At 69.6% G+C, this 21,332-nt stretch carries 20 protein-coding genes, 1 tRNA gene and 1 other RNA gene; 12 read left to right on the forward strand and 10 right to left on the reverse strand.

What is annotated here, in order from left to right; genetic code table 11:
* Positions 1 to 49 precede the first annotated feature (49 nt).
* Together BUR99_RS01605 and BUR99_RS01610 are read left to right on the forward strand one after the other, a co-directional pair.
* Positions 50 to 448 (forward strand): PPOX class F420-dependent oxidoreductase, encoded by a 399-nt coding sequence (locus tag BUR99_RS01605; protein WP_074258633.1) that lies wholly within the window; start codon positions 50 to 52, stop codon positions 446 to 448.
* Positions 445 to 747 (forward strand): hypothetical protein, encoded by a 303-nt coding sequence (locus BUR99_RS01610; protein ID WP_074258634.1) that lies wholly within the window; start codon positions 445 to 447, stop codon positions 745 to 747. The genes BUR99_RS01605 and BUR99_RS01610 overlap by 4 nt, the downstream gene beginning before the upstream one ends.
* Before the next feature lie 57 nt (positions 748 to 804).
* Here the strand turns inward: BUR99_RS01610 and BUR99_RS01615 are convergent, their stop codons facing one another.
* On the reverse strand, positions 805 to 2,100 hold the full coding sequence (locus tag BUR99_RS01615; RefSeq protein ID WP_074258635.1) for an MFS transporter: 1,296 nt from the start codon (positions 2,098 to 2,100) through the stop codon (positions 805 to 807).
* A gap of 69 nt (positions 2,101 to 2,169) precedes the next feature.
* Between BUR99_RS01615 and prfB the strand changes: the two genes are divergently transcribed.
* Positions 2,170 to 3,276 carry a peptide chain release factor 2 gene (prfB, locus tag BUR99_RS01620; RefSeq protein WP_074258636.1) on the forward strand — a complete coding sequence of 369 codons (1,107 nt, stop codon included), beginning with the start codon at positions 2,170 to 2,172 and terminating at the stop codon, positions 3,274 to 3,276.
* 60 nt (positions 3,277 to 3,336) lie between these two features.
* On the opposite strand, the gene BUR99_RS01625 is transcribed toward prfB, so the two are convergent.
* Positions 3,337 to 4,029: a TetR/AcrR family transcriptional regulator gene (locus BUR99_RS01625; protein WP_074258637.1), complete on the reverse strand. Its 693-nt coding sequence runs from the start codon at positions 4,027 to 4,029 to the stop codon at positions 3,337 to 3,339.
* Positions 4,030 to 4,155: 126 nt separating this feature from the next.
* Here BUR99_RS01625 and BUR99_RS01630 point away from each other — a divergent pair, with 126 nt between their 5' ends.
* From BUR99_RS01630 to BUR99_RS01655, 6 genes are all read left to right on the forward strand, one after another.
* Positions 4,156 to 5,811 (forward strand): amidohydrolase, encoded by a 1,656-nt coding sequence (locus tag BUR99_RS01630; RefSeq protein ID WP_074258638.1) that lies wholly within the window; start codon positions 4,156 to 4,158, stop codon positions 5,809 to 5,811.
* A 23-nt stretch (positions 5,812 to 5,834) separates the two neighbouring features.
* Complete coding sequence (locus tag BUR99_RS01635) at positions 5,835 to 7,313, forward strand: Na+/H+ antiporter NhaC family protein (protein ID WP_074258639.1); 1,479 nt, start codon at positions 5,835 to 5,837, stop codon at positions 7,311 to 7,313.
* A 127-nt stretch (positions 7,314 to 7,440) separates the two neighbouring features.
* Positions 7,441 to 8,529 (forward strand): cell division ATP-binding protein FtsE, encoded by a 1,089-nt coding sequence (gene ftsE, locus BUR99_RS01640; protein ID WP_074258640.1) that lies wholly within the window; start codon positions 7,441 to 7,443, stop codon positions 8,527 to 8,529.
* Positions 8,526 to 9,437: a permease-like cell division protein FtsX gene (gene ftsX / locus BUR99_RS01645; RefSeq protein ID WP_074258641.1), complete on the forward strand. Its 912-nt coding sequence runs from the start codon at positions 8,526 to 8,528 to the stop codon at positions 9,435 to 9,437. The genes ftsE and ftsX overlap by 4 nt, the downstream gene beginning before the upstream one ends.
* A 96-nt stretch (positions 9,438 to 9,533) precedes the next feature.
* Positions 9,534 to 10,010, forward strand: coding sequence for an SsrA-binding protein SmpB (gene smpB / locus BUR99_RS01650; RefSeq protein WP_056655819.1), 477 nt, complete (start codon positions 9,534 to 9,536; stop codon positions 10,008 to 10,010).
* A gap of 65 nt (positions 10,011 to 10,075) precedes the next feature.
* On the forward strand, positions 10,076 to 10,813 hold the full coding sequence (locus BUR99_RS01655; RefSeq protein WP_074258642.1) for a tyrosine-protein phosphatase: 738 nt from the start codon (positions 10,076 to 10,078) through the stop codon (positions 10,811 to 10,813).
* Between the two features lie 45 nt (positions 10,814 to 10,858).
* Here the strand turns inward: BUR99_RS01655 and BUR99_RS01660 are convergent, their stop codons facing one another.
* A complete protein-coding gene (locus BUR99_RS01660) occupies positions 10,859 to 11,533 on the reverse strand; it encodes an SIMPL domain-containing protein (RefSeq protein ID WP_074258643.1) in 675 nt (224 codons plus the stop codon).
* Between the two features lie 195 nt (positions 11,534 to 11,728).
* Here BUR99_RS01660 and ssrA point away from each other — a divergent pair.
* Positions 11,729 to 12,100, forward strand: a transfer-messenger RNA (tmRNA) gene (gene ssrA, locus BUR99_RS01665).
* A 108-nt stretch (positions 12,101 to 12,208) separates the two neighbouring features.
* Here the strand turns inward: ssrA and BUR99_RS01670 are convergent.
* A complete protein-coding gene (locus BUR99_RS01670; protein ID WP_074258644.1) occupies positions 12,209 to 13,120 on the reverse strand; it encodes a LysR family transcriptional regulator in 912 nt (303 codons plus the stop codon).
* An 82-nt stretch (positions 13,121 to 13,202) separates the two neighbouring features.
* Here BUR99_RS01670 and BUR99_RS01675 point away from each other — a divergent pair, with 82 nt between their 5' ends.
* On the forward strand, positions 13,203 to 14,129 hold the full coding sequence (locus BUR99_RS01675) for a DMT family transporter (RefSeq protein WP_084183516.1): 927 nt from the start codon (positions 13,203 to 13,205) through the stop codon (positions 14,127 to 14,129).
* Between the two features lie 65 nt (positions 14,130 to 14,194).
* On the opposite strand, the gene BUR99_RS01680 is transcribed toward BUR99_RS01675, so the two are convergent.
* The 3 genes from BUR99_RS01680 to BUR99_RS01690 all read right to left on the reverse strand — a co-directional run bounded on the left by BUR99_RS01680 (position 14,195) and on the right by BUR99_RS01690 (position 16,643).
* Entirely contained in the window at positions 14,195 to 14,707 is a 513-nt protein-coding gene (locus tag BUR99_RS01680) for a septum formation family protein (RefSeq protein WP_074258645.1), read from the reverse strand.
* Positions 14,708 to 14,843: 136 nt separating this feature from the next.
* The gene (locus BUR99_RS01685; RefSeq protein ID WP_074258646.1) at positions 14,844 to 15,767 is read right to left on the reverse strand and encodes an LLM class F420-dependent oxidoreductase; all 924 of its coding nucleotides are present in this window, start codon (positions 15,765 to 15,767) and stop codon (positions 14,844 to 14,846) included.
* 9 nt (positions 15,768 to 15,776) lie between these two features.
* Positions 15,777 to 16,643 carry an inositol monophosphatase family protein gene (locus BUR99_RS01690; protein ID WP_074258647.1) on the reverse strand — a complete coding sequence of 289 codons (867 nt, stop codon included), beginning with the start codon at positions 16,641 to 16,643 and terminating at the stop codon, positions 15,777 to 15,779.
* 171 nt (positions 16,644 to 16,814) lie between these two features.
* Between BUR99_RS01690 and BUR99_RS01695 the strand changes: the two genes are divergently transcribed.
* A tRNA-Lys gene (locus BUR99_RS01695) sits at positions 16,815 to 16,887 on the forward strand.
* Positions 16,888 to 17,033: 146 nt separating this feature from the next.
* Here the strand turns inward: BUR99_RS01695 and BUR99_RS19540 are convergent.
* The 3 genes from BUR99_RS19540 to alr are packed head-to-tail and all read right to left on the reverse strand — an operon-like array spanning position 17,034 to position 21,330.
* Positions 17,034 to 19,196, reverse strand: a complete 2,163-nt coding sequence (locus BUR99_RS19540; RefSeq protein WP_084183518.1) for a CapA family protein — start codon at positions 19,194 to 19,196, stop codon at positions 17,034 to 17,036.
* Positions 19,193 to 20,185 (reverse strand): D-alanine--D-alanine ligase family protein, encoded by a 993-nt coding sequence (locus tag BUR99_RS01710; RefSeq protein ID WP_074258648.1) that lies wholly within the window; start codon positions 20,183 to 20,185, stop codon positions 19,193 to 19,195. Before BUR99_RS01710 ends, BUR99_RS19540 begins: the two co-directional genes overlap by 4 nt.
* Complete coding sequence (gene alr / locus BUR99_RS01715) at positions 20,182 to 21,330, reverse strand: alanine racemase (RefSeq protein ID WP_074258649.1); 1,149 nt, start codon at positions 21,328 to 21,330, stop codon at positions 20,182 to 20,184. The genes BUR99_RS01710 and alr overlap by 4 nt, the downstream gene beginning before the upstream one ends.
* Positions 21,331 to 21,332 lie beyond the last annotated feature (2 nt).

The raw sequence follows: 21,332 nt of genomic DNA on the forward strand, positions 1-21,332 counted from the left end.
GTCGCCCCATGAGTTCCGCCGAACCGGCGGCGTGCGATTGACTGGAGGCATGACCGTCGAGATCTCAGACCACTTCGCCCGCATCCTCTCCGCGCCCGTGTTCGCGCACCTCGGCACCGTGCGGCCGAACGGCGAGGTGCAGGTGAACCCCATGTGGTTCGAGTTCGACCCCGAGACGCAGACGATCCGCTTCACGCACACCTCGAAGCGCGCGAAGTTCAAGAACCTCCAGGCCGACCCGCGCATGACGCTCGAGATGACCGACCCCGAGAACCCGCTCAAGTACGTCGAGGTGCGCGGCCGACTCGTCGAGGCGCTGCCCGACCCCGAGGGCGCGATGTACGTGCGGCTCGGCAAGCGCTACGGCAACCCGAACGAGCAGGCGCCGGCCGACAAGGCCGACCGGGTCATCCTCGTCATGGCGATCGAGAAGGTCAACGGGCGATGACCTGGGGTTCGGGCCGCGGTGCCGGCAGCGGGTCGGGGCGGGCCGACGGTCGTCGCTACGCCTGGATCGCGATCATCGCGGTCGTGCTCGCCGCGCTCGCGCTGCTGACCCCGGCGCTCGCCTCGCTGCCGTTGTCGGCGCTCGCCGTGGTGCTCGGGCTCCGCGGCCGGCGCGAGGTGAAGAACGACCCGACGCTGGTGGCCGGCTGGCTGTGGATCGGCGCCGTGGCCGTCGGCGGCTTCGTGTTCCTGTTCCAGCTGATCCTCGTCGTGCTCTCGTACGGCACGCCCACGGGCTGAGGCCGGAGCCCCACCCCACAGCACGAGGAAACTCCAGCCATCAGCTGAGTCGGCCCCTCAGCGCCGCCGATGCGGCACGTAACGGGGAATCCAGCGCCACAGCATCGCCGCGCCGACCAGTCCGAGCACGCCGACGGCGACGTTCGCCGCCATGATCGACGCGATCGACGTCACGGCCGCGATCATGAGCGGTGCCCCGGCGCCGCCGGTGTCGCCGATCATGCGGAACGCGCCGAGGAACGGCGCGGGGTTCTGCTTCGGCGCGAGATCGGCGCCGAGGGTCATGATGATGCCGCTCGTGACGCCGTTCGCGAGCCCGAGCCAGACGGCGATGACCGTGAACCAGAGCGCGTTCGACGGCAGGTCGTGGGTGAAGGCGAGCGCGATGTGCCCGACGGCCATGCCGAGGAGGCCCGGGATCGCACTCCAGAGCCGCCCGAACCGGTCCATGATCTGGCCGCTCGCATAGAAGAGTGCGAAGTCGATCGTGCCCGAGATGCCGATCACGAGGGCGGCCTGCTCGGCGGGCATGCCGATCGAGACCGACCAGAGCGGCAGCACGACCGTGCGGCTGACGCGCACCGCGGCGAGCAGCCCCACCCCCGTGCCGATGCGGGCGAGCACCCCGCGGTTCTCGCGGATCGCGCGGAACACGCTCGGCGACGACTCCGCCGCCGCCTCGGCCTCGCCCGCGGTGAGCGGGGCGCCCGAGGCATCCGTCGCCGTCGCGGCTGAAGCGGCGGATGCCTCACGCGCGAGCCTCGCCGCACCGAACACGCGTTCGGGGTCGGGCAGCAGCACGAGCACGCCGATCACGGCGAAGCACGCCCCGACGAGCACCCAGAAGACGGACTCGCTCGACCCGGTCGACGCGATGATCGCCGCCGCGACGAAGGGGCCGACGGCCCAGCCCGCTCGGAACACGCCGCCGAGCGTCGAGAGCGCCCGCGCTCGAGTGCGCACCGGCACATAGCTCGTGAGGAACGCATGCCGGGCGAGCCCGAACACGGCAGTCGCGAGCCCGAGGAGGAAGACGCCGATGGCGAGTGCGGGCAGCGTGGGGGAGACGATGGCGATGAGCACGCCGATGACGGCGAGCATCGCCGCCCCGATCATCGCGTTGCGTTCGCCGATGCGGGCGACGAGCCATCCGGCAGGCAGGTCGCCGGCGAGCTCGCCGACCATGAGCATCGCGGCGATGAGGCCGGCGAGGGCGAGCGAGGCACCGCGCTCGGTCGCCACGAGCGGCACGATGGGGATCATCGCGCCCTCGCCGAGCGAGAAGACGAGGGTCGGCAGGTAGACCGGGAGGATGATCGAGCGCCAGGAGAATCGGGGCGTGGAATCGGTCATCGATTCGACGCTACACCCGCGCGGACGGTGCACCATGCGGGCAGGGGACTCGCGTAGGCTGGGGACGCCATGTTGGATCTTGACCTCTCGCAGGAGATCGCCGCGCTGCGATCCACCTTCAGCGACATCCGCGCAGTCGTCGACGTCGACGCCATCAAAGCCGACATCGAACGGCTCTCAGAAGCGGCCGGCGTGCCCGATCTCTGGGACGACACCGCGAACGCGCAGAAGGTGACCAGCGCGCTCAGCCACCGTCAGTCGGAGCTCGCCCGCGTCACGAGCATCGACTCGCGACTCGACGACCTCGAGGTGCTCATCGAGCTCGCCAACGAGATGGGCGACGAAGACAGCGCCGCAGAGGCCCGCACCGAGCTCGAGTCGTTGCAGAAGGCGATCGGCGACCTCGAGGTGCAGACGCTGCTCGACGGCGAATGGGACGACCGCCCCGCGGTCATCACCATCCGCGCGGGTGCCGGCGGCGTCGACGCCGCCGATTTCGCCGAGATGCTCATGCGCATGTACCTGCGCTGGGCTGAGAAGCACGGCTACAAGGCGACCGTCATGGACACGAGCTACGCCGAAGAGGCGGGCATCAAGTCGGCGACGTTCGAGATCGACGCGCCCTACGCCTTCGGCACGCTGAGCGTCGAGGCCGGCACGCACCGACTCGTGCGCATGAGCCCCTTCGGTGCGGCGGGCAAGCGCCAGACGAGCTTCGCGGCCGTCGAGGTCATCCCGCTCATGGAGGAGGCGCAGGAGGTCGAGATCCCCGAGAACGACATCCGCGTCGACGTCTTCCGCTCGAGCGGCCCCGGCGGCCAGTCGGTCAACACGACCGACTCCGCCGTGCGCATCACGCACCTCCCGACCGGCACGGTCGTCTCGATGCAGAACGAGAAGTCGCAGATCCAGAACCGTGCCGCCGCCATGCGCGTGCTGCAATCGCGGCTCCTCCTCATCCAGAAGGAGCAGGAGGCGGCGCAGAAGAAGGAGCTCGCTGGCAACATCACCGCGAGCTGGGGCGACCAGATGCGCTCCTACGTGCTCGCGCCGTACCAGATGGTGAAAGACCTCCGCACCGAGTACGAGGTCGGCAATCCGAGCCACGTCTTCGACGGCGACATCGACGGCTTCATCTCCGCCGGCATCAAGTGGCGCAAGCGCCCCACCGAGTAGACACCCGACCGAAGCGGATGCCTCCGGCCCCGGTCGGCTGAGTCGCGGGTTCGGGCGCCGTCAGACGCGTTCGGCCTCGACCGCTGCGGCGAGCGCCGCGGGCAGGCCGCCGATGAGGGCTGCGAGTCCGAGGTCGAACGAGCGGTCGGCCGGCTGCACGCCCTGTGCCGCGGCCTTCACGCTCCGCAGTGCTTCGGCACGGCTGAAGTTCGGCGCGAGGGGCGCTGCAGCGCCCGGCGACATGATGTCGGCCGGTGCGAGCGTGTCGAGCGCCGAGCCGATGATGAACGACTCGAGGGCGACGATCGCGTCGACCGCGCCGCCGACCGGCCAGCCCTCGGCCACGAACCGCCGCGTGATCGACTCGTAGTTCGCGACCGACCGCTCCTGGCCGTCGATCGCCGTGGTCGCGAGCAGCGCGATGGCCGCGGGATGGGTGGCGAACGCCGAACGGTAGGAGTGCGCCCAGCGCAGCACCGCGTCGGCGAGCGTCATCTCGGGGGTGTCGAACCCCGACACGTCGAGCAGTTCGGCGACGCGGCCGCGCATCGCGCGCACGACATCGGCCTTGCCGCCGAAGTAGTGGTAGAGCGCCGGGGGATGCACCGAGAGCGAACGGGCGAGCGCCGCCATCGTGAAGCCGTCGGGTCCGGCGGTGCGGGAGAGGGCGAACGCGGCATCGACGATCTGCTCGGCGCTCAGCACCGGCGTGCGCGGACGGCCCGCGCTGCGCTTGGCCGGGGTGGGACTCACAGGGCTCCTTCGAGGTGGGCGACGCGAGGGATTTGTCGATGAGCGTATTCGGGAGTAGCGTGTGCCCGAATTTAACCACATTAAATTTGGCCGCCGACGAAGGCGGACGGGAAAGCGGGCACACACATGCAGCGGGTCGTCGCGGACACCATCCTCATCGGAGCGCGCGTGATCACGATGAACCCGCGCCAGCCCGAGGCATCCGCCGTCGCGATCCGGGCCGGCCGCATCCTCGCGGTCGGCGACGCCGCCGACCTCGTCGACTACCGCGGCCCGCGCACCGTCGTCGAAGACCTCGCCGGGGCATCCGTCACGCCGGGCCTCATCGACGCCCACATGCACCCCATCCAGGGCATCGAGCTCGCCGTGGGCATCGACTTCGGGGGAGCACGCGACCCCGAGACGTTCCTGCGCGTGCTCGCCGACGAGACCGCGCGCGTCGCCGACGGCACGGCCGGCGGCTGGGTACGCGGCTGGAACCTCGACTACGACCTCTTCACGAGCCTGTCGATGACCGCCGCCGCGATCGACGGAGCCACCGACGGCGCCCCGGCGTTCCTGCTCTTCTTCGACGGGCACACCGCACTCGCCAACACCGAGGCGCTGCGCCGCTCGGGCATCACGGGTGCACGTCGCTTCGGCGACACCTCGGAGATCGTCGTCGACGACGCCGGCCGGCCGACCGGATGCCTCCGCGAGGACTCGGCGTTCGACATCGTGCTGCGCACCGCCCCCGAGTACACGCGTGCAGAGACGCTCGATCGGGTGCGCGACATCCTCGGCGGCCTCGCGGCGTCGGGCATCACCGGCGGATGCATCATGGACGGCAACCCCGCGAACCTCGACCTGCTCGACGAGCTCGACGGCGGGGCATCCGCCGACCCCGAGGCGCCGAGCGGCCTGCCCGTGCGCATCGTCTCGGCGATGGCGCACAACCCCGGCTACGACGAGGAGCGCACGCGCCACTACCTCGCGCAGCGCGACCGCAGCGGCAAGCGCTGGCGCGGCGGGCTCGTCAAGCTCTTCGCCGATGGCGTGATCGACACGGGCACCGGCTGGCTCTACGAACCCGACACCCACGGCGACGGCGGCACCTCGTTCTGGGCCGACGCCGACGAGTTCGAACGCGTCGTGCACCGCTACGCGGAGGCCGGATTCCAGATCGCCACCCACGCGATCGGCGACCGCGCGATCGGCGAGACCATCGACGCCTACCTCGCCGCCGGCGTGCACTCGAACGGCACCGCCGCCCACCGCATCGAGCACCTCGAACTCCTCGCCGACCGCGACCTCCGCCGCATGGCCAATGCCGGCATCACCGCATCGGTGCAGCCGCTGCACATGCAGTGGCGCAAGGCCGACGGCTCCGACTTCTGGGCCGAGCGCCTCGGTCCCGAGCGCGCCGCCCTCGGCTGGCGGGTGCGCGACATGATCGACGCCGGAGCCCCGGTGGCGCTCGGCTCCGACTGGCCCGTCGCGCAGACCGATGCGCGCATCGGGCTCGCCTGGGCGCGGCTCCGCCGTGAACCCGGCAACCACGACGCCCCGGTGTTCGAGCCCGACCAGGTGCTCACGCCGTACGAAGCCCTACAGGGCTACACCGTCTGGGCCGCAGAGGCCCAGGGCGACCGCGATCTCGGCGTCATCGCGCCGGGATACCGCGCCGACCTCGTCGTCTGGGCCGACAGCCCGCTCGACGTCGACGCGGACGAACTGCTGCACCTCCCCGTGCTGACGACGATCGTCGACGGGCAACCCGTGTTCGCGGCATCCGCCGCCTGACCCCTTTCGAATCAGAGGCAACCATGCAAGACGTCGGCGCGCTCGCGCTCCTCCCCGTCGTCATCATCCTCGTCGTGGCCGTGCTCACGCGGCGCACGCTCTTCGCGATGCTCTGCGGCACCCTCGCCGGAGCAGTGCTGCTCGGCGGCTGGGAGTTCTTCGACTCCTGGATCGGCTACCTCGGCACCGCCATGGCCGACGAGACCCTGCAGTGGCTCGTGCTCATCGTCGTGCTCTTCGGCATCCTGATCACGCTCTTCGAGCGCTCGGGCGCCGTGCGGGAGTTCGCCGCGTGGGCCGAGCGCTTCGTGAACTCGCGGCGCAAGTCCACCGTGCTGAGTTTCCTGCTCGGCATCGTGCTCTTCGTCGACGACTACCTGAACGTGCTCACCGTCGGCACCTCGATGAAGGCCGTCACCGACCGCTACCACGTGCCGCGCACCGAGCTGGGCACGATCATGAAGATGACGGCGGCGCCGATCGCCGTCATCGTGCCGTTCTCGACGTGGGCGCTGTTCTTCGCCGGCCTCCTCGAGGCCCAGGGCGTCACGGCCAACGGCTCGGGCTTCGGCGCGTACCTCCAGGCCATCCCGTTCATCTTCTTCGGCTGGATCGCGATCGCGATCGCCGCGCTCGTCGCGATCGGCTGGTTCCCGAAGCTCGGCGCCCTGAAGAAGGACATCGCACGAGCGGATGCCACGGGCGACGTGTTCCCCGTCGGCACCACCGCCGAGGAGCGCGAGGCCGAGGGCGGGCTGCCCGTGAACGCCGAGGTCGGCGAGTTCGCCGTGTCGGGCGACGACGCGGAGCGCGCCGTCGCGACGGCGCCCGCCCCGACCGCCACGGCGACGGCCGTCGCGACCCGCGCCCCCGAGTACGCGAAGCCGCGCCCGTGGAACTTCCTCGTGCCGATCGCGGTCATGATCGCCGTGACAATCCTCACCGACGTCAACGTGGTGAAGGGCACGGTCGCCGCGCTCCTCGTGGCGATGGTCATGTACCTCGTGCAGCGGCGCCTGAAGGTCAAGGCCGTGTTCGAGGCCGCGTTCGACGGCGTCGCGAGCATGATCTTCGTCATCGTGCTCACCGCGCTCGCCTTCATGGTGCAGCACATGAACATCGACCTGCACCTCGCCGACTGGGTGATCGAGACCACCCAGCCGGTCATGAACGGGGCGCTGCTGCCCGCGATGGTCTTCCTCGTCTGCGGCGTCTACGCCTACGCGACCGGCTCGTTCTGGGATCTCGCCGCCGTCATCACGCCGATCGTGATCCCGCTGGCCTTCGCGATGGACGTGAACCCGATCATCGCGGGCGCCGCGGTGTTCTCGGGTGCTGCGCTCGGCTCGACCACCTGCCTCTACGGCGACGGCATCATCCTCGCGTCGCGGTCGACCGGCATCAAGCCGCTCAACCTGATGACGGCGATCCTGCCGTACGCGGGCATCGCGGCGGCTGCGTCGCTCGTGCTCTACCTGATCGTCGGGTTCGCCGGCATCTAGAGCCGGTCGTCCCGATGGTCGGGTTCGCCGGCATCTCGAGCCGGTCGTCCCGATTCCCGTGGGCGGCGACCCGGATTCCCGGTGTCGCTGCCCACTTTCGCCTGCTCCTTCCTTAGGCTCGATTCCGATGATCCGCTTCGACTCCGTCACCAAGACCTACCCCGGCCAGGCGAGGCCCGCCCTCAACGACATCGGGGTCGAGATCCTCCGCGGGGAGTTCGTCTTCCTCGTCGGAGCCTCCGGCTCCGGCAAGTCGAGCTTCCTCCGGCTCATCCTCAAAGAGGAGAAGCCGTCGAAGGGCGCCATCCACGTGCTCGGTCAGGACCTCGGCTCGATCTCGACGCGCAAGGTGCCCTACTTCCGGCGCGACCTCGGCGTCGTCTTCCAGGACTTCCGGCTGCTGCCGAACAAGTCGGTGTACGAGAACGTCGCGTTCACGCTGCGCGTCATCGGCAAGTCGCGGGGCTACGTGCAGTCGGCGGTGCCCGAGACGCTGAAGCTCGTCGGACTCGACGGCAAGGGCAAGCGGATGCCGCACGAGCTCTCGGGTGGTGAGCAGCAGCGCGTCGCGATCGCGAGGGCGATCGTGAACAAGCCGCAGATCCTGCTCGCCGACGAACCGACCGGCAACCTCGACCCCGTGACGAGTGCCGGCATCATGACCCTGCTCGAGCGCATCAACGCGATCGGCACTACGGTCGTCATGGCCACGCACGAGGCCGGCATCGTCGACCAGATGCGCCGGCGGGTCATCGAGCTGTCTGCCGGCGACATCGTGCGCGACGAGCGCAGCGCCGGTTACGACGGGCAGACCGTGCGCGACGTCGAGGTCGTGCCTCACCGCGAGCCCGGCAAGCCGGACGAGTCCGGCGCGTCAGGCGAGCCCGAGTCTGCGAGCGAGCCCGATGATTCCGAGACGCCCGCCGCGGCACCGGTCGTCACCGCGGCCGCGCCGAAGGTCACCCCCGAGGTCATGCGCGATGCCGAACCGCTCTACGTCGAGCCCGAGGCGACCGACGCCGTGACCGATGCCGCCGCCGAGATCACGGCGGCCGCGACGGGCACGATCCAGGTCGACCCCGAGCAGCTGAAGCCCAAGACGACCGGCGGCGCTGCGGCATCCGAACACCTGACGCTCGCCGAACGCCTCGGACTCCGGGCCCCGGGAGGCCCCCGGGAAGGCGACGACGACCAGGAAGTGGGGCCCACGAAATGAGGCTCGGACTCGTACTCGGCGAGGCTGCGAACGGCCTTCGCCGCAACGCCTCGATGGTGGTCTCCGTCGTGCTCGTCACGTTCATCTCGCTGACCTTCGTCGGCACCGCGGCACTGCTGCAGCTGCAGATCGGCCAGATGAAGAACTACTGGTACGACCGGGCGCAGGTCGCCGTCTACCTCTGCACGAGCGTGTCGACGACCGCCGGATGCACCGACGGCGAGGCGACCGAGGAGCAGAAGGCGGCGATCGAGGAGCAGCTCTCCTCCGACACACTCTCGAAGTACATCGACGAGTTCTACTTCGAAGACCACGATCAGGCGTTCGCGAACTTCCAGGAGCAGTTCAAGGGCACCCCCGCCGCCGACTACGTGACGCCCGAGGTGCTCAACGAGACGTTCTGGGTGAACCTCGTCGACCCGTCGCAGGCGGCGGTGCTCGTCGAGAGCTTCGCGGGCATGGCGGGCGTCGAGGGCGTCGTCGACCAACGCCGCTATCTCGACCAGATCTTCGACGTGCTGAACGCGGCGAGCTACACCGCGATCACGGTCGCCGCCATCATGCTCGTCGCCGCGGCGCTGCTCATCGCGACGACGATCAGGCTCTCGGCCTTCTCGCGACGGCGAGAGCTCGGCATCATGCGGCTCGTCGGCGCCTCGAACCGGTTCATCCAGACACCCTTCATCCTCGAGGGGGTGTTCGCCGGACTCATCGGATCCCTGCTGGCAGGCGGCGCCGTGGTGGCGATCGTGGTCTTCTTCGTGCAGGGCTACCTCGCCGACAACCTCTCGTTCACATTCGTCGACCTCTCGGACGCGCTGCTCGTGGTGCCGCTCCTGATCCTCGTCGGCGTCGTGCTCGCCGCGGTCTCGGCCGGCATCGCGATCACGAGGTACCTGAAGGTCTGATCGGCCGGGTTTCGACACGCCCGGCAGTCAGCAGCTAGACTGAACGGCTGCTCCGGATGCCCCGGGGCATCCGCTATTCGATGCAAGGAGTCGCTCGTGCCCAGGGAGACCGGTCAGAAGGTCGTGGCGACCAACCGCAAGGCGCGCCACGACTACACGATCGAGGACACCTACGAGGCCGGCCTCGTGCTCACCGGCACCGAGGTGAAGTCGCTCCGCGAAGGGCGTGCGTCGCTCGTCGACGGCTACGCCTTCATCGAGGGCGGCGAGATGTGGCTCGATGCCGTGCACATCCCCGAGTACACCGAGGGCACGTGGAACAACCACGCGCCGCGTCGCAAGCGCAAGCTCCTGCTGCACAAGCAGGAGATCGTGAAGATCAGCCACCGCACGAGCCAGGGCGGCTACACCCTCGTGCCCCTGCAGATCTACTTCTCGGGAGGGCGCGCGAAGGTCGAGATCGCGGTCGCGAAGGGCAAGCGCGAGTACGACAAGCGCCATGCGCTGCGCGAGCGCCAGGACAAGCGCGAGGCCGATCGCGCCATGGCGAGCCGGAAGAACCTCGGCGACTGAGCCGTCCGCCGCGCTCGTGATCCGAGCCCGGGTCCGGCCCGGCGAGCGCGTGTAGGCTCGGCACGATGGAGACCTCGACGCGCATTCCGGTTCCCGGCACCTACAACTTCCGCGATGTCGGCGGGCTGCCGGCAGCGACCGGCACCGTCCGCGACGGGGTGCTCTACCGGTCCGACGGCCTCGCCCGTCTCGGCGAGGCCGGCCAGGAGCGGCTCCGCGACCTCGGCGTCGGCATCGTCATCGATCTGCGCGACGAGCGGGAGGTCGCGGGCATGCCCGACGACCTCGGCGACCTCGACGTCGAGGTGCTGCGGCTGCCCGTCTTCGAGGGCTCTGGTGCGTCTCAGGGCATGGCGGGCATCTCGCTCGAAGCGCTCTACGAGCGCATCGTGACCCAGCACACCTCCGTCGTGGTCGATGCGCTGCGCGAGATCTCGACCGCCGGCGACCGTGCCGTCGTCGTGCACTGCACCGCGGGCAAGGATCGCACGGGCATCGTCATCGCCCTCGCGCTGCTCGCGGTCGGCGTCGATCGGGAGTCCGTCGTGGCCGACTACGCCTCGACCGAGGCGAATCTCGCCGGCGAGTGGCTCGACGGCATGATCGCGCGAATGGCGGGCTACGGGGTGTCCGACTCGCCCGCGCTGCGCACGCTCTTGGGCGGCAGCCCGCGCGAGGCGCTCGACGACGTCATCGAGCTCGTCGAACGCGAGCACGGTTCGGTGCGCGAGTACCTCCTCACGTCGGGTCTCGAACTCAGTGCGATCGCGGCGCTCGAGCAGCTGCTCATCGAACCCGCCTGATCGGCCATGACGCCGGCTGCGGCCGGCTCGCCCGCCCTGGTCGGCTCAGGCCGGCTCTGCGGTGAACCGCGCCTCGACCGAGGCCTCGATCACGAGCTGCGCCGGCGTGAACTCCGCGGGGCCGCCCCCTGCGCCCATGTCGGCCGACAGGCTCATCGCGTACATCCGCTCGCCTCGACCGCCCTGCGGCACCGGCTGGGCGGTGAGCAGGCCGGTGTCCGCGAGCTCGGCAGGGGCCGGTGTGCCGAGCCCGAGCGCCGCGGCGTACACGGCGGCCTTCGCGACGGCGTCGGCCACGGCCGCGCGCTGTGCGGCCTCCTGGGTGCGCTTGCGCGTGGCATCCGTCAGCCGCCAGTTGATGCCGCCGATGCCGATCGAGTCGCCGAGCGAGATCGTGCTCACCCAGTCGCCGAGCCGTTCGAGGTCGGTGAAGACCACCTCGACGTCGGCGCTCGCCTGGTGCACGACGGGCAGCTGCTTGCCCTCGTTGTTCCACGGACGATGCGAGGAGACGCGGAGCTGGCCGGCCGACCAGGTGTCGAGTGCACCGGATGCCTCGAGCGCGCGCACCTCGGCGACGAGCTGCTGATGGGCCGTCGACGTGCGCTCGAGCGTCGCGTCGCGTTCGGCGCCCGAGACGCTCACCGAGAGCGAGACGGCGCCGAGCTCGGGAGCGATGCGTTCTTCGGCGGTGCCGCGCACGGCGATGACGGTAGCCACATGGACCTCCAGGTGAATCCGCTCGGGAATGGCGGAGCGGCCGCGCCTGTTCTAGACTGTAAGGCCGGGTACTCACCGTTTCAACGATGGGCATCCGGGGTTTGAGCTCTTGCTCATTGAAAACTCCACAGTGCGACAACGGCCCGCCAGGCTGCATGCTCAGTTCCGACTGGGCGATCAGCGACGGCGATTCATGGGGATGATCGGTTTCGACATCGTCTGCGAACCCACGAGAAGCGGGCCGAGGATCCAGGGTTATCTCGTAAACGATCTCTGGAAAACAATAAGTGCCAATGCAAAGCGCACTGACTTCGCCCTCGCTGCATAAGCGAGCCCGATAGTCCGTCAGCCCGCGGGTCTGTTCCCGCCCCGGTAGCTGGCGTCATCTAGGGAACTTGCTGCGTGTGGTCGCCTGAGCGACACGCGGGACTTCATTCAGGCTGGGCCCGTCGACCTAGGCGCCTGTGGCAAAGGTCGGGGCCGAGTAGAACGCTTGCACAGGCTGCGCCCGGAGAAGGCGTGGAATCACAGCGATGGACGGGGGTTCAATTCCCCCCATCTCCACCATCGGTCGTTGTCGCACAGTGGATTGAGATGCCCGGCACCGTGATTCGCGGGGCCGGGCATTTCGCTGCCCGGTTCGTGTCGAGGCGTCGTCGGGCATGACCTGGTCGGTCAGGAGCGGGCGACGTCGCGCAGCAGCGCCGTCATTCGATGCACGGCGGGGTGCGTGCGCATCGAGCGCTTCACCCGGAGCATGATGCGGCGTCGAACGTCGTCGTCGTCGAGTGGCACGAGCGCGACTCCGTCGGGCAGGCGGATGGCTCCGAGCCTCGGCAGCACCGTGATGCCGACGCCGGCGGCGACGTAGTCGAACGCGGTCGCATAGTCGGGGGCCTGCAGGCGGAACCGGGGTGCGAAGCCCCGCGCGGCGCAGGCCGACAGGATGATCTCGCGGCACGGCCCGCGTGCGTAGTCGTTGTCGATCCATGGTTCGTCCGCGAGGACGGCGAGGCTCAGCCGATGCCGCAGGGCGAGCGGATGCTGCTGCGGGACGACGGCCACGTAGCCCTCGGTGCGGAGCGGTTCGATGTCGTAGCCGTCGGCGACGCCGTCGGCGACGGCCGGGTCTCGATCGCCGCGCACCGATTCGGCGACGTAGAGCTCGACATCGGGCTCACCGGTGAGCTGCCCGTGCTGTTCGACGAGGCTGAGCTCGAGTCGCAGGTCGGGGAACTCCGCCAGCATCGCGGCGGCGATCGCCGGCATCCACGCACGGTTCGCGGAGGAGAAGCAGCTGATGCGGAGCGTGCCGCTGCGACCCGAGCGGAGGTCGTCGGCGAGGGAATCGAAGTCGGCCATCTGATCGAGCACCCGCGAGGCGCGTTCGGCCACTGCGAGGCCGGCCGCGGTCGGCACGATGCCGCGACCGCGCTTCTCGATGAGCGTCAGCCCGGTCTCCCGCTGCAGGGTGCTGACGTGCTGGCTGACGGCCGACGGCGTGTAGCCGAGTCGCGTGGCGGCGCGGTTGATCGAGCCCGTCTGGACGACGGTGCGGAACACCCGGAGGCGATGCGGATCCACCATGGGTTGATCGTACAGTGCTACTGAATGGATCGGTAGAATCATTCGCTTGTGCTGTGGTGTTGGGCGCAACAGGCTTGAACCCATGCAACAGCCCTCGAGCGCCGCCCTTCGTCAGGCGCAGGCCACGACACGCCCCGGCCCGATCGACTGGAGGGTGCTCGCGGCCATGGTCGTGGTGCTCGTGCTGTGGGCCTCGGCGTTCATCGCGATCCGTGCGGTCGGCGAGACGATCTCGCCAGGACCGCTCGCGCTCGGACGGCAGGCCGTTGGAGCCGTGGTGCTCGTGGCCATCGCCGTCTGGCGGCGGCCGCCGCTGCCCGGCCCGCGCGCCCTCGTGCTCATCGCCGTCTACGGGGCGCTCTGGTTCGCCGGATACACCCTGGTGCTCAACATGGCGGAACGTCATCTCGACGCCGGGACGGTCGCGATGCTCGTGAACATCGCGCCGTTGATGGTCGCCCTCGCGGCCGGCGTGCTGCTGAAGGAGGGCTTTCCGCGACCGCTCATGGTCGGCATCGCGATCGCGTTCGCCGGCGTCGTGATCATCGCGACCGGCGGAATCGGGGCCGAGAGCGAGCCGATCGGCATCGTCCTCGGCATCCTCGCCGCGATCCTCTATGCATCGGGTGTGCTCGTGCAGAAGGTCGCGCTGCGCTCGTCCGACGCCCTGAGCGCGACCTGGATCGGCTGCGTGGTCGGCGCGCTGGTGCTGCTGCCGTTCCTGCCGCAGACCGTCGTCGAGCTTTCGGATGCCCCGGCTCCCGCCGTGCTCGCCGTGATCTACCTCGGGGTGGGGCCGTCGGCCGTGGCGTTCCTGCTCTGGGCATACGTGCTCAAGCGCAGCTCGGCAGGTGCCACGGCGTCGGCGACGCTCGCGGTGCCGGCGATCGTCGTGCTGCTCTCATGGCTGCTGCTCGGCGAACTGCCCACCCTGCTCGGCCTGGTGGGTGGAGCGCTCTGCCTGGCCGGCGTGGCGTGGAGTCGCCGGCGACCGCGCACGACGGCGTGAGCCGGTGCCTGGCATGAGGATGCCGCGTGGCGACGCCCGATGGCGCGCCACGCGGCATCCGTCGATCAGCGGGCCGCGCCCTCGAGCGTGCCGGTGACCTGACCGGCCGGGTCGTAGATCACGCAGGAGACGACGCGGTCGTCCATCTGCTCCCAGCTGTCCTGCGAGGGACGGTAGGCGTAGAAGGCGAGCGTCGACACGTCGTACGCCGTGCCGACGAAGGGCTCGAACTGCGCGAGGCAGGCGTCGTCGGACTGCGACTGGATGGCGTCGTCGCCGGGGTACACGTCGCCCTCGAGCGTGAGGTCGAAGAACACCTCTTCGTCATGGGGCTGGTCGCAGGGAACGACGGGCACTTCGGAGACGACCTCTTCGGAGACCTCGTTCATGCAGTCGCCGACCATGAGGGCGAAGACGTCGGCGTCGCCCTCCTCGACGATCTCCTGCGTGGTCTCGTCGCGCTCGGGCTGCGGTGCGCTGCCGCCGGCGAGGTTGCTGATCAGGCCGCACCCGCTCAGCGGGATCACGACGGCGGCCGCGGCGACGGAGACGAGTGCGCGCGTCAGTGTGCGACGCATGGTGGTGTTCAAGGGGTAGGGCCTCTCGATTCGGGTGAGGATGACCGCGAGGGCGCGCGTCGATCGACCGGCGCCCCCGCCCCATCCGGTTGATTTCGAGGTCAGCCTAGCGGGAGCCCGCGACATGTCGCACGGGTCAGCGCAGGTGCGGCAGCACCTCGGCGCCGATGAGCTCGAGGTGGTCGAGATCGCGCAGGTCGACGAGCTGGAGGTAGACCCGGTCGGCGCCGAGGTCGCGCAGTCGCAGGATCTTCTCCACGGCCGCGGCCGGGGTGCCGGCGATGTTGACGTCGGCGAATGAGGCCGGGTCCTCGTCGATGGCGGCGAGTCGTCGCCGATAATCGGCGTCGGAGGTCGCGACGACGGTGGGCAGGGCGACGCTCGTGCGGAGGGTGGCGGGGTCGCGGTCGATGTCTTCGCACGCCTGCTTCACCCGGGCGAAGGTCTCGGCGACCACGTGCTCGTCGCGGAACCCGATGTTGAACTCGCTCGCGAATCGCGCGGCGATCGCCGGGGTGCGCTTCGGACCCGCACCGCCGACGATGATCGGCACGCTCGCCTGCGTTGGCTTCGGCAGTGCCGGCGAGTGCACGAGCCGGTAGTGCTCGCCGGCGAAGTCGTAGTGCTCGCCGACCGGGGTCGACCAGAGTCCGGTTACGACTTCGAGCTGCTCCTCGAGCAGTCCGAAGCGCTTGGCCGGGAACGGGATGCCGTACGCCTCGTGTTCCTCGGCGAACCACCCGGTGCCGAGGCCGAGCTCGACCCGGCCGCCCGACATGTCGTCGACCTGTGCGACCTGGATGGCGAGCACCGAGGGGTGCCGGAACGTCGCCGAGGAGACGAGCGTGCCGAGCCGGATGCGCCGGGTCTCGCGGGCGAGACCGGCGAGCGTCGTCCAGGCGTCGGTCGGGCCGGGCATGGGATCGGCGTCGTCCATCGCCAGGTAGTGGTCGGAGCGGAACCATCCATCGAATCCGAGCCGCTCGGTGGCCGTCGCCTGTGCCAGCTGGTCATCGTAGCTCGCGCCCTGCTGCGGCTCGGTGAAGACGCAGACCTCCACGCCCGCCGCCTACGCCTCGTCGGCGAGCGCCGCGAGCACGTCGTCGTGCAGTGCGCCGTTGGTCGCGAGCGCGTTGCCGCTCCACGGCCCGGGCGTGCCGGTCACGGAGCTGAAGCGGCCGCCCGCCTCCTCGACGATGGGGATGAGCGCGGCGAGGTCGTAGGGCTTGACGTCGAACTCGGCCGTGATGTCGATGAGGCCCTCGGCGAGCAGCATGTACGACCACAGGTCGCCGTAGGCGCGGTCGCGCCAGACGCGCTCGGAGAGGGCGAGCAGGCGGTCGAGGTAGCCGGCATCGCGCCATTGGGCGAGGCTCTGGAAGCTCAGGGAGGCGTCGGCGAGGGAGGCGACCCCCGAGACCTGCAGTCGCCGCGCACCCGGTACGGATGCCCCGCCGGCGGCCGCACCGTCGCCTGTCTGCGGCCCGCTCGCGCCCGCTTCGGCCGCCGAGGTCGTGGTCCAGGCGCCGAGGCCCGTGGCGGCCCACCAGCGCCGGCCCATCGCCGGTGCGGATGCCACGCCGACGACGGGAACGCCGTCGATCGCGAGCGAGATGAGCGTGCCCCAGACCGGCACGCCCCTGAGGAAGTTGGCGGTGCCGTCGATCGGGTCGATGATCCACTGACGCGCCCCGTCGCCCTCCGTTCCGAACTCCTCGCCGAGGATGCCGTCGTCGGGGCGTGCCTCCGCGAGGCGCTCGCGGATCGCTCGCTCGACGGCGAGGTCGGCCTCGGTGACGGGGGAGCGGTCGGGCTTCGTCTGCACGTCGAGGTCGATCGCGCGGAATCGGCCGATCGAGACGGCGTCGGCCAGTTCGGCCAGTTCGAGCGCGAGTGCGAGGTCGGAGGTGAGCTGGGAGGCGGAATCGGCGGTCACTCGATCAGGCTATCGCGGGCGGATCATCGGGTGCGGACGACGGGGTCGACCGGTGCCGACGATGCCCGCGACGCGCCGATGCTCGCCTCGATTGGCGCAACAGTGCATTCTCCTGATACTGTGATTCCTCGGTTCGGGTTGTAGAAAATCCGGGCCGAAACAACGCAGTATGCACCTCTAGCTCAATCGGCAGAGCAACTGACTCTTAATCAGTGGGTTCTCGGTTCAAGTCCGAGGGGGTGCACGATCAAGCCTCGAACCTCTCGCCGGGTTCGGGGCTTTTTCATTTCCCCCGGCAAGCCGCGCATCGCACGCCGTGGCCGCCGCGGCGCCTGCTCGATGCGGGACGCTGGTTGTACGGATGCCTCCGCGCCCTGAAGCGCGGCGGGATCAGCGACGAGGTGAGATCGAGCCATCGGATTCGATGTTCGCGGCGGTCCCGGGAAAGTCGCGACGGCTTCGTTGATCGATCAGCTCGACCGCCCGTTCGTCAGGATCTCGGACGGGTCTCCCGTCGCGCTGCTCGAAGCGGACGGAGCGCAGCTGTCCGTCGATCATCGTTCCATCGGCGCGCAACCGGACGGCGAGATAGGCGCCGTATCGCGTCGACTGTTCCGCGCCGAAGACGCCACCGCCGCCGAAGTTGCCCAGGCTGTACGCGATCAGCCTTCCGCGGTAGGACTCCATCCCCCGAAGCACGTGGGGTCCGTGGCCGAGGACGAGGTCGGCGCCCGCGTCGACAGCCGCATGCGAGAACGCGATGACGTCGCCGCGGTTCTCGCCGTACATGACCTCGGTTCCGGGTGTCACGGCATCCGCCCCGGCGCCCTCGGCGCCCATGTGCGCGTGGACGACCACGATGTCCGCGCGTGCTGCGGCCGCCCGCACGACCTGCCGCACGTGGCGCAGGTCGGTGACCCGGTTGAAACCGTCATAGGGCGCGAATCCGAGCATCGCGACCGTGATGTCACCGACCTGCGTGCAGGCGATCTCGTTGCGGTCGCCGACCGTTCGGACTCCGGCGTCGGCGAGGTGCGCTCTCGTGTTCGCGTATCCGGCGCGTCCGAAGTCGCCGGTGTGGTTGTTCGCAAGGTTGAGGAGATCGAATCCGGCGAACTGTTCCGCCGCGTCCGGCGCGCTCCGAAACGCCAGGCAGTCCGCGTGCTGTCCGCACTTGTCGTATCCCGTGTCGGCGGAAATGACCTGTTCGAGGTTTCCGGTGACGATGTCCTGGGTGAACCAGGGACGTACATCGTCGAAGTGGCCACGACCGCGGTCGGCGGGCACGGAGTGGTTCACGTCGTACAGCAGCATGTCGCCGGTTGCCCCGATGCTCACCTCTCCCGCGTGCGACGCGGGCTGGCGTGGAGCCTCGGCCGGGCAGCCCGATATCGCCGTGGCGCGGATCGTCGACACCCCGATCGCCGTGACCATCAGGACCGCGACCGTCGTGCGCCACGCGAGTCGGGCCCGCGGCCGGGGCGGGGCCTCGCGGCGCGAGAGCCCAGCCGGTGGGCGGCGTGCCGGAAGATCGAACAACCAGAGCAGTCGGTCGCGAACGATGAGGTGGCCGAGCATCGTGCTCACGGCGACGACGAACGCGGTGAGGGCGACTGGGAGCAGGACGGCTGCGGCGAGCTGCACCGCGATCCGGGCATTCGAGAGCCAGCCCACCAGGGCGAGGTCGGCCAGGGCGAGTACCGGCATGTGCAGCAGGTAGATCGGCAGCGTGCGAACGCCCAGCCAGCCCAGCCCGCGCCCGAGGCCCGGGATCCTCGGCAGGATCGGTGCGACCACGATCCCCATGCCGACTCCGATGAGCGACACTGCAGGCCACACACCGGGCACTGCCTCCGATCCGGTCACTCTCATCACACCGAAGGCAACGAGGTACACCGCGATCGACGTCGCCGCGACGAATGGTCGCGGGCGCGCGGCGAAACGGCGGATCTGCGGGGCGAAGGAGAGGCCGAGCAGGAAGAAGAGGAGGTTGTACAGCAGCGAACCGCGGTTGCTCGCCACGTCGATCAGCCCCGCCGAAACCGTGACCGACAACGCGGCGGCGCCCCCGATGAGGAGCCACCGCGGGAGGCGTCGCAGTCCCTTCGCCACCAGGAAGTACAGGGCGAGCGCGTAGAGATACCAGGTGTTCGGGGGGCTGATGGTCACCGCGTCGATGAACTCGGCGACGCTGCGCGGCACGAACGTGGGGAAGTCCTCGAACGCCCACATGGTCATCATGTGGATGAGGGTCCACAGGAGATAGAGGTAGAGGAAGCGGACGACGCGGGTGCGGAAGACGATCGCCCACGGACGAGCGAGCGCAGTCGCCGCGAAGCAACCCGAGATCATGAGGAACAGCGGCATCAGGAACGGCCAGATGACATCGCCGGCAAGGCCCCACGCACCGGGGATCGGCATGCCGATTCGCCAATCGATCTGCAGGTAGGTCTTCAACACGACGTGCCAGAAGACGACGAGCAGGATCAGCAGACCCTTGAGCGCATCCGCCCAAGCCGACCGAGCGGGGGGCGCGGTCGAGTCCCCGCTCATACGGGCATCGAGTTTCGGAACGGCGACCGCTCGGCGGATTCGAGGAGCGCTCCGATCAACCCGACGTAGTCGAGGCCGGTCGCGGCGTACATCCGGGGAACCTGTGACTGTTCCGTCATCCCGGGAGCCGTGTTCACCTCGTTCAGCACCACTCCGGCAGAGGTGACGAAGAAGTCGAAACGCGCCACCCCGCTGCAGCCGAGTGTTTCGTAGAGGAGGACGGCGGCGTGACGAATCGATGCTTCGTCGCGTTCGCTGATCGGGGCAGGCACCGTGAACTCCGCGCTGCCGTCGTACTTCTGCGTCCGGTCGAACACTCCGCCGGGGTCGACACCGATCCCGAGGGTGGAGCCGAGGCGCAACTCGCCGTCCCGGTCGCGGAACACGGCGATGTCCACTTCACGCCCCAGCACGTACTCCTCGACGAGCACGAGCTCACCGAACGCTCGAGCGAGGGTCACCGTCTCGGCGACGCCGCCTCGATCGGGAACGACGAAGACGCCATTGCTCGAGCCACCGGTCGCCGGCTTGATGACGAAGGGGGGCTCCAGACCCGTCGTGGCGACGCTCGCTGCGACACCGGGACCGGCGACCGCCGCCCTTGCGGTGGCGATGCCCAGCGCATCGGCGATCAGCTTCGTGATCCACTTGTCCATCCCGAGCGCACCGGCTCGCACCGGGGAGCCCACATAGGGCACGCCAGACAGTTCGAGGAACCCGGCGACCGAGCCATCCTCGCCGTTGACGCCATGCAGGGCGGGAAACGCGAGATCGCACTCCGCGAGCACCTCGACGGCACCGTGTGCAGGCAGGACCCCGCCGTCCTCGTCACGCCAAGCGCCGTCCTCCCCGATCGTGAGCGGAACGGCGTCGAGCCCCAACTCGACGACGGCGCGACGGACAGCGGCGGCCGAAGCGAGCGACACGTCGTGCTCGTCATTGACTCCACCGCCGATGACGGCGATCCGGGCACGGTCGTTCTGCGTCATGACCTGTCTCCCTGTGACGGACTCGAAGTTTCGATCGTGCGGTGGATGCGCGGGCTGCGGTTGCCCAGGCGAGTGACGATCTCGTGCTCGATCGTGCGAGACCACTCGGCCCATTCGGTGACAGTGGGCTCTCCTTGCGCGCCGGGGCCGAAGACGGTGACGCGTTCGTTCGGTCGCAGCACGTCATCGCCCGTGTCCACGACGACCATGTCCATCGAGAACCTGCCGACGAGGGGCCGTCGTCGCCCTCGTGCGAAGACCTCCGCCCGCCCGGACGCCTCGCGCGGAAGCCCGTCACCGTAGCCGACCGGAAGCAGGGCCAGGTTCGTACGGTTCTGTGCGACGAAGTCGAGGCCATAGCCCACTCCGGTGCCCGCGGCCACCTCGCGCGACGACACGACGCTCGAGGTCAGTGTCACGGCCGGCCGCAACACGTCGGTGCGGGACGAGGGATCGATGCCGAACAGCCCCGCTCCGATCCGGTGGACGTCGAAACCCGACCCGACGCCGTTCAACGTCGCGGCTGTTGCCGCGAGGTGAAGGATGCGGGGCGCGAGCGCACGGCGCCTGGCCGTTCGAACCGCGCTCTCGAAGACCAGACGCTCCCGCGCGTTCTGCGGATGCTCCGGCTCGTCCGCGCACGACAGGTGGCCCATCACCCCGACCACTCGAACCGCGCCGAGCGCCTCATGCTCACGAGCGAGCGTGCACAGCGTGGACCAGTCGCGCGTCGAACAGCCGTCGCGGGCCATGCCGACATCGAGGTGCAGGTGCACGCGCGCCGGTCTCCCGACACGCAGCGCTGCCCGACCGATCGACCACAGCAGCTCCACACTCGGCACCGCGAGATCGACGTTCTCTCGCACCGCCGTCTCGAAGTCGGCGTCGGGCGTGTTGAGCCAACTGAGGATCGGCGCTCCGACACCGGTAGCCCGCAACGCCAGAGCCTCATCGACGGAGGTCACGCCGACAGAGGTCGCCCCGGACTCGAGGACCGAGCGAGCGATCTCCCCGTGTCCGAACGCGTCGGCTTTGAGCACGGCCATGATCCGGCCCTCGGTCATGGCCGAGAATCTCGCCGTGTTCTCGCGGATCGCATCGTCATGCACGACGAGCTCTGAGGCGGATGGATGCATAGACAGCATTC

The organism is Agromyces cerinus subsp. cerinus (genome assembly GCF_900142065.1).
In the GTDB taxonomy this organism is placed as follows: domain Bacteria; phylum Actinomycetota; class Actinomycetes; order Actinomycetales; family Microbacteriaceae; genus Agromyces; species Agromyces cerinus.

Excerpts from the sequence above, each read along its gene's own strand:
- BUR99_RS01630 (WP_074258638.1), top strand. The coding sequence starts at position 4,156 with ATGCAGCGGGTCGTCGCGGACACCATCCTCATCGGAGCGCGCGTGATC.
- BUR99_RS01680 (WP_074258645.1), bottom strand. The coding sequence starts at position 14,707 with ATGCGTCGCACACTGACGCGCGCACTCGTCTCCGTCGCCGCGGCCGCC.
- BUR99_RS19540 (WP_084183518.1), bottom strand. The coding sequence starts at position 19,196 with ATGAGCGGGGACTCGACCGCGCCCCCCGCTCGGTCGGCTTGGGCGGAT.
- prfB (WP_074258636.1), top strand. The coding sequence starts at position 2,170 with ATGTTGGATCTTGACCTCTCGCAGGAGATCGCCGCGCTGCGATCCACC.
- BUR99_RS01655 (WP_074258642.1), top strand. The coding sequence starts at position 10,076 with ATGGAGACCTCGACGCGCATTCCGGTTCCCGGCACCTACAACTTCCGC.
- BUR99_RS01605 (WP_074258633.1), top strand. The coding sequence starts at position 50 with ATGACCGTCGAGATCTCAGACCACTTCGCCCGCATCCTCTCCGCGCCC.
- BUR99_RS01615 (WP_074258635.1), bottom strand. The coding sequence starts at position 2,100 with ATGACCGATTCCACGCCCCGATTCTCCTGGCGCTCGATCATCCTCCCG.
- ftsX (WP_074258641.1), top strand. The coding sequence starts at position 8,526 with ATGAGGCTCGGACTCGTACTCGGCGAGGCTGCGAACGGCCTTCGCCGC.
- BUR99_RS01670 (WP_074258644.1), bottom strand. The coding sequence starts at position 13,120 with ATGGTGGATCCGCATCGCCTCCGGGTGTTCCGCACCGTCGTCCAGACG.
- BUR99_RS01635 (WP_074258639.1), top strand. The coding sequence starts at position 5,835 with ATGCAAGACGTCGGCGCGCTCGCGCTCCTCCCCGTCGTCATCATCCTC.
- alr (WP_074258649.1), bottom strand. The coding sequence starts at position 21,330 with ATGCTGTCTATGCATCCATCCGCCTCAGAGCTCGTCGTGCATGACGAT.
- BUR99_RS01710 (WP_074258648.1), bottom strand. The coding sequence starts at position 20,185 with ATGACGCAGAACGACCGTGCCCGGATCGCCGTCATCGGCGGTGGAGTC.
- BUR99_RS01610 (WP_074258634.1), top strand. The coding sequence starts at position 445 with ATGACCTGGGGTTCGGGCCGCGGTGCCGGCAGCGGGTCGGGGCGGGCC.
- BUR99_RS01675 (WP_084183516.1), top strand. The coding sequence starts at position 13,203 with ATGCAACAGCCCTCGAGCGCCGCCCTTCGTCAGGCGCAGGCCACGACA.
- ftsE (WP_074258640.1), top strand. The coding sequence starts at position 7,441 with ATGATCCGCTTCGACTCCGTCACCAAGACCTACCCCGGCCAGGCGAGG.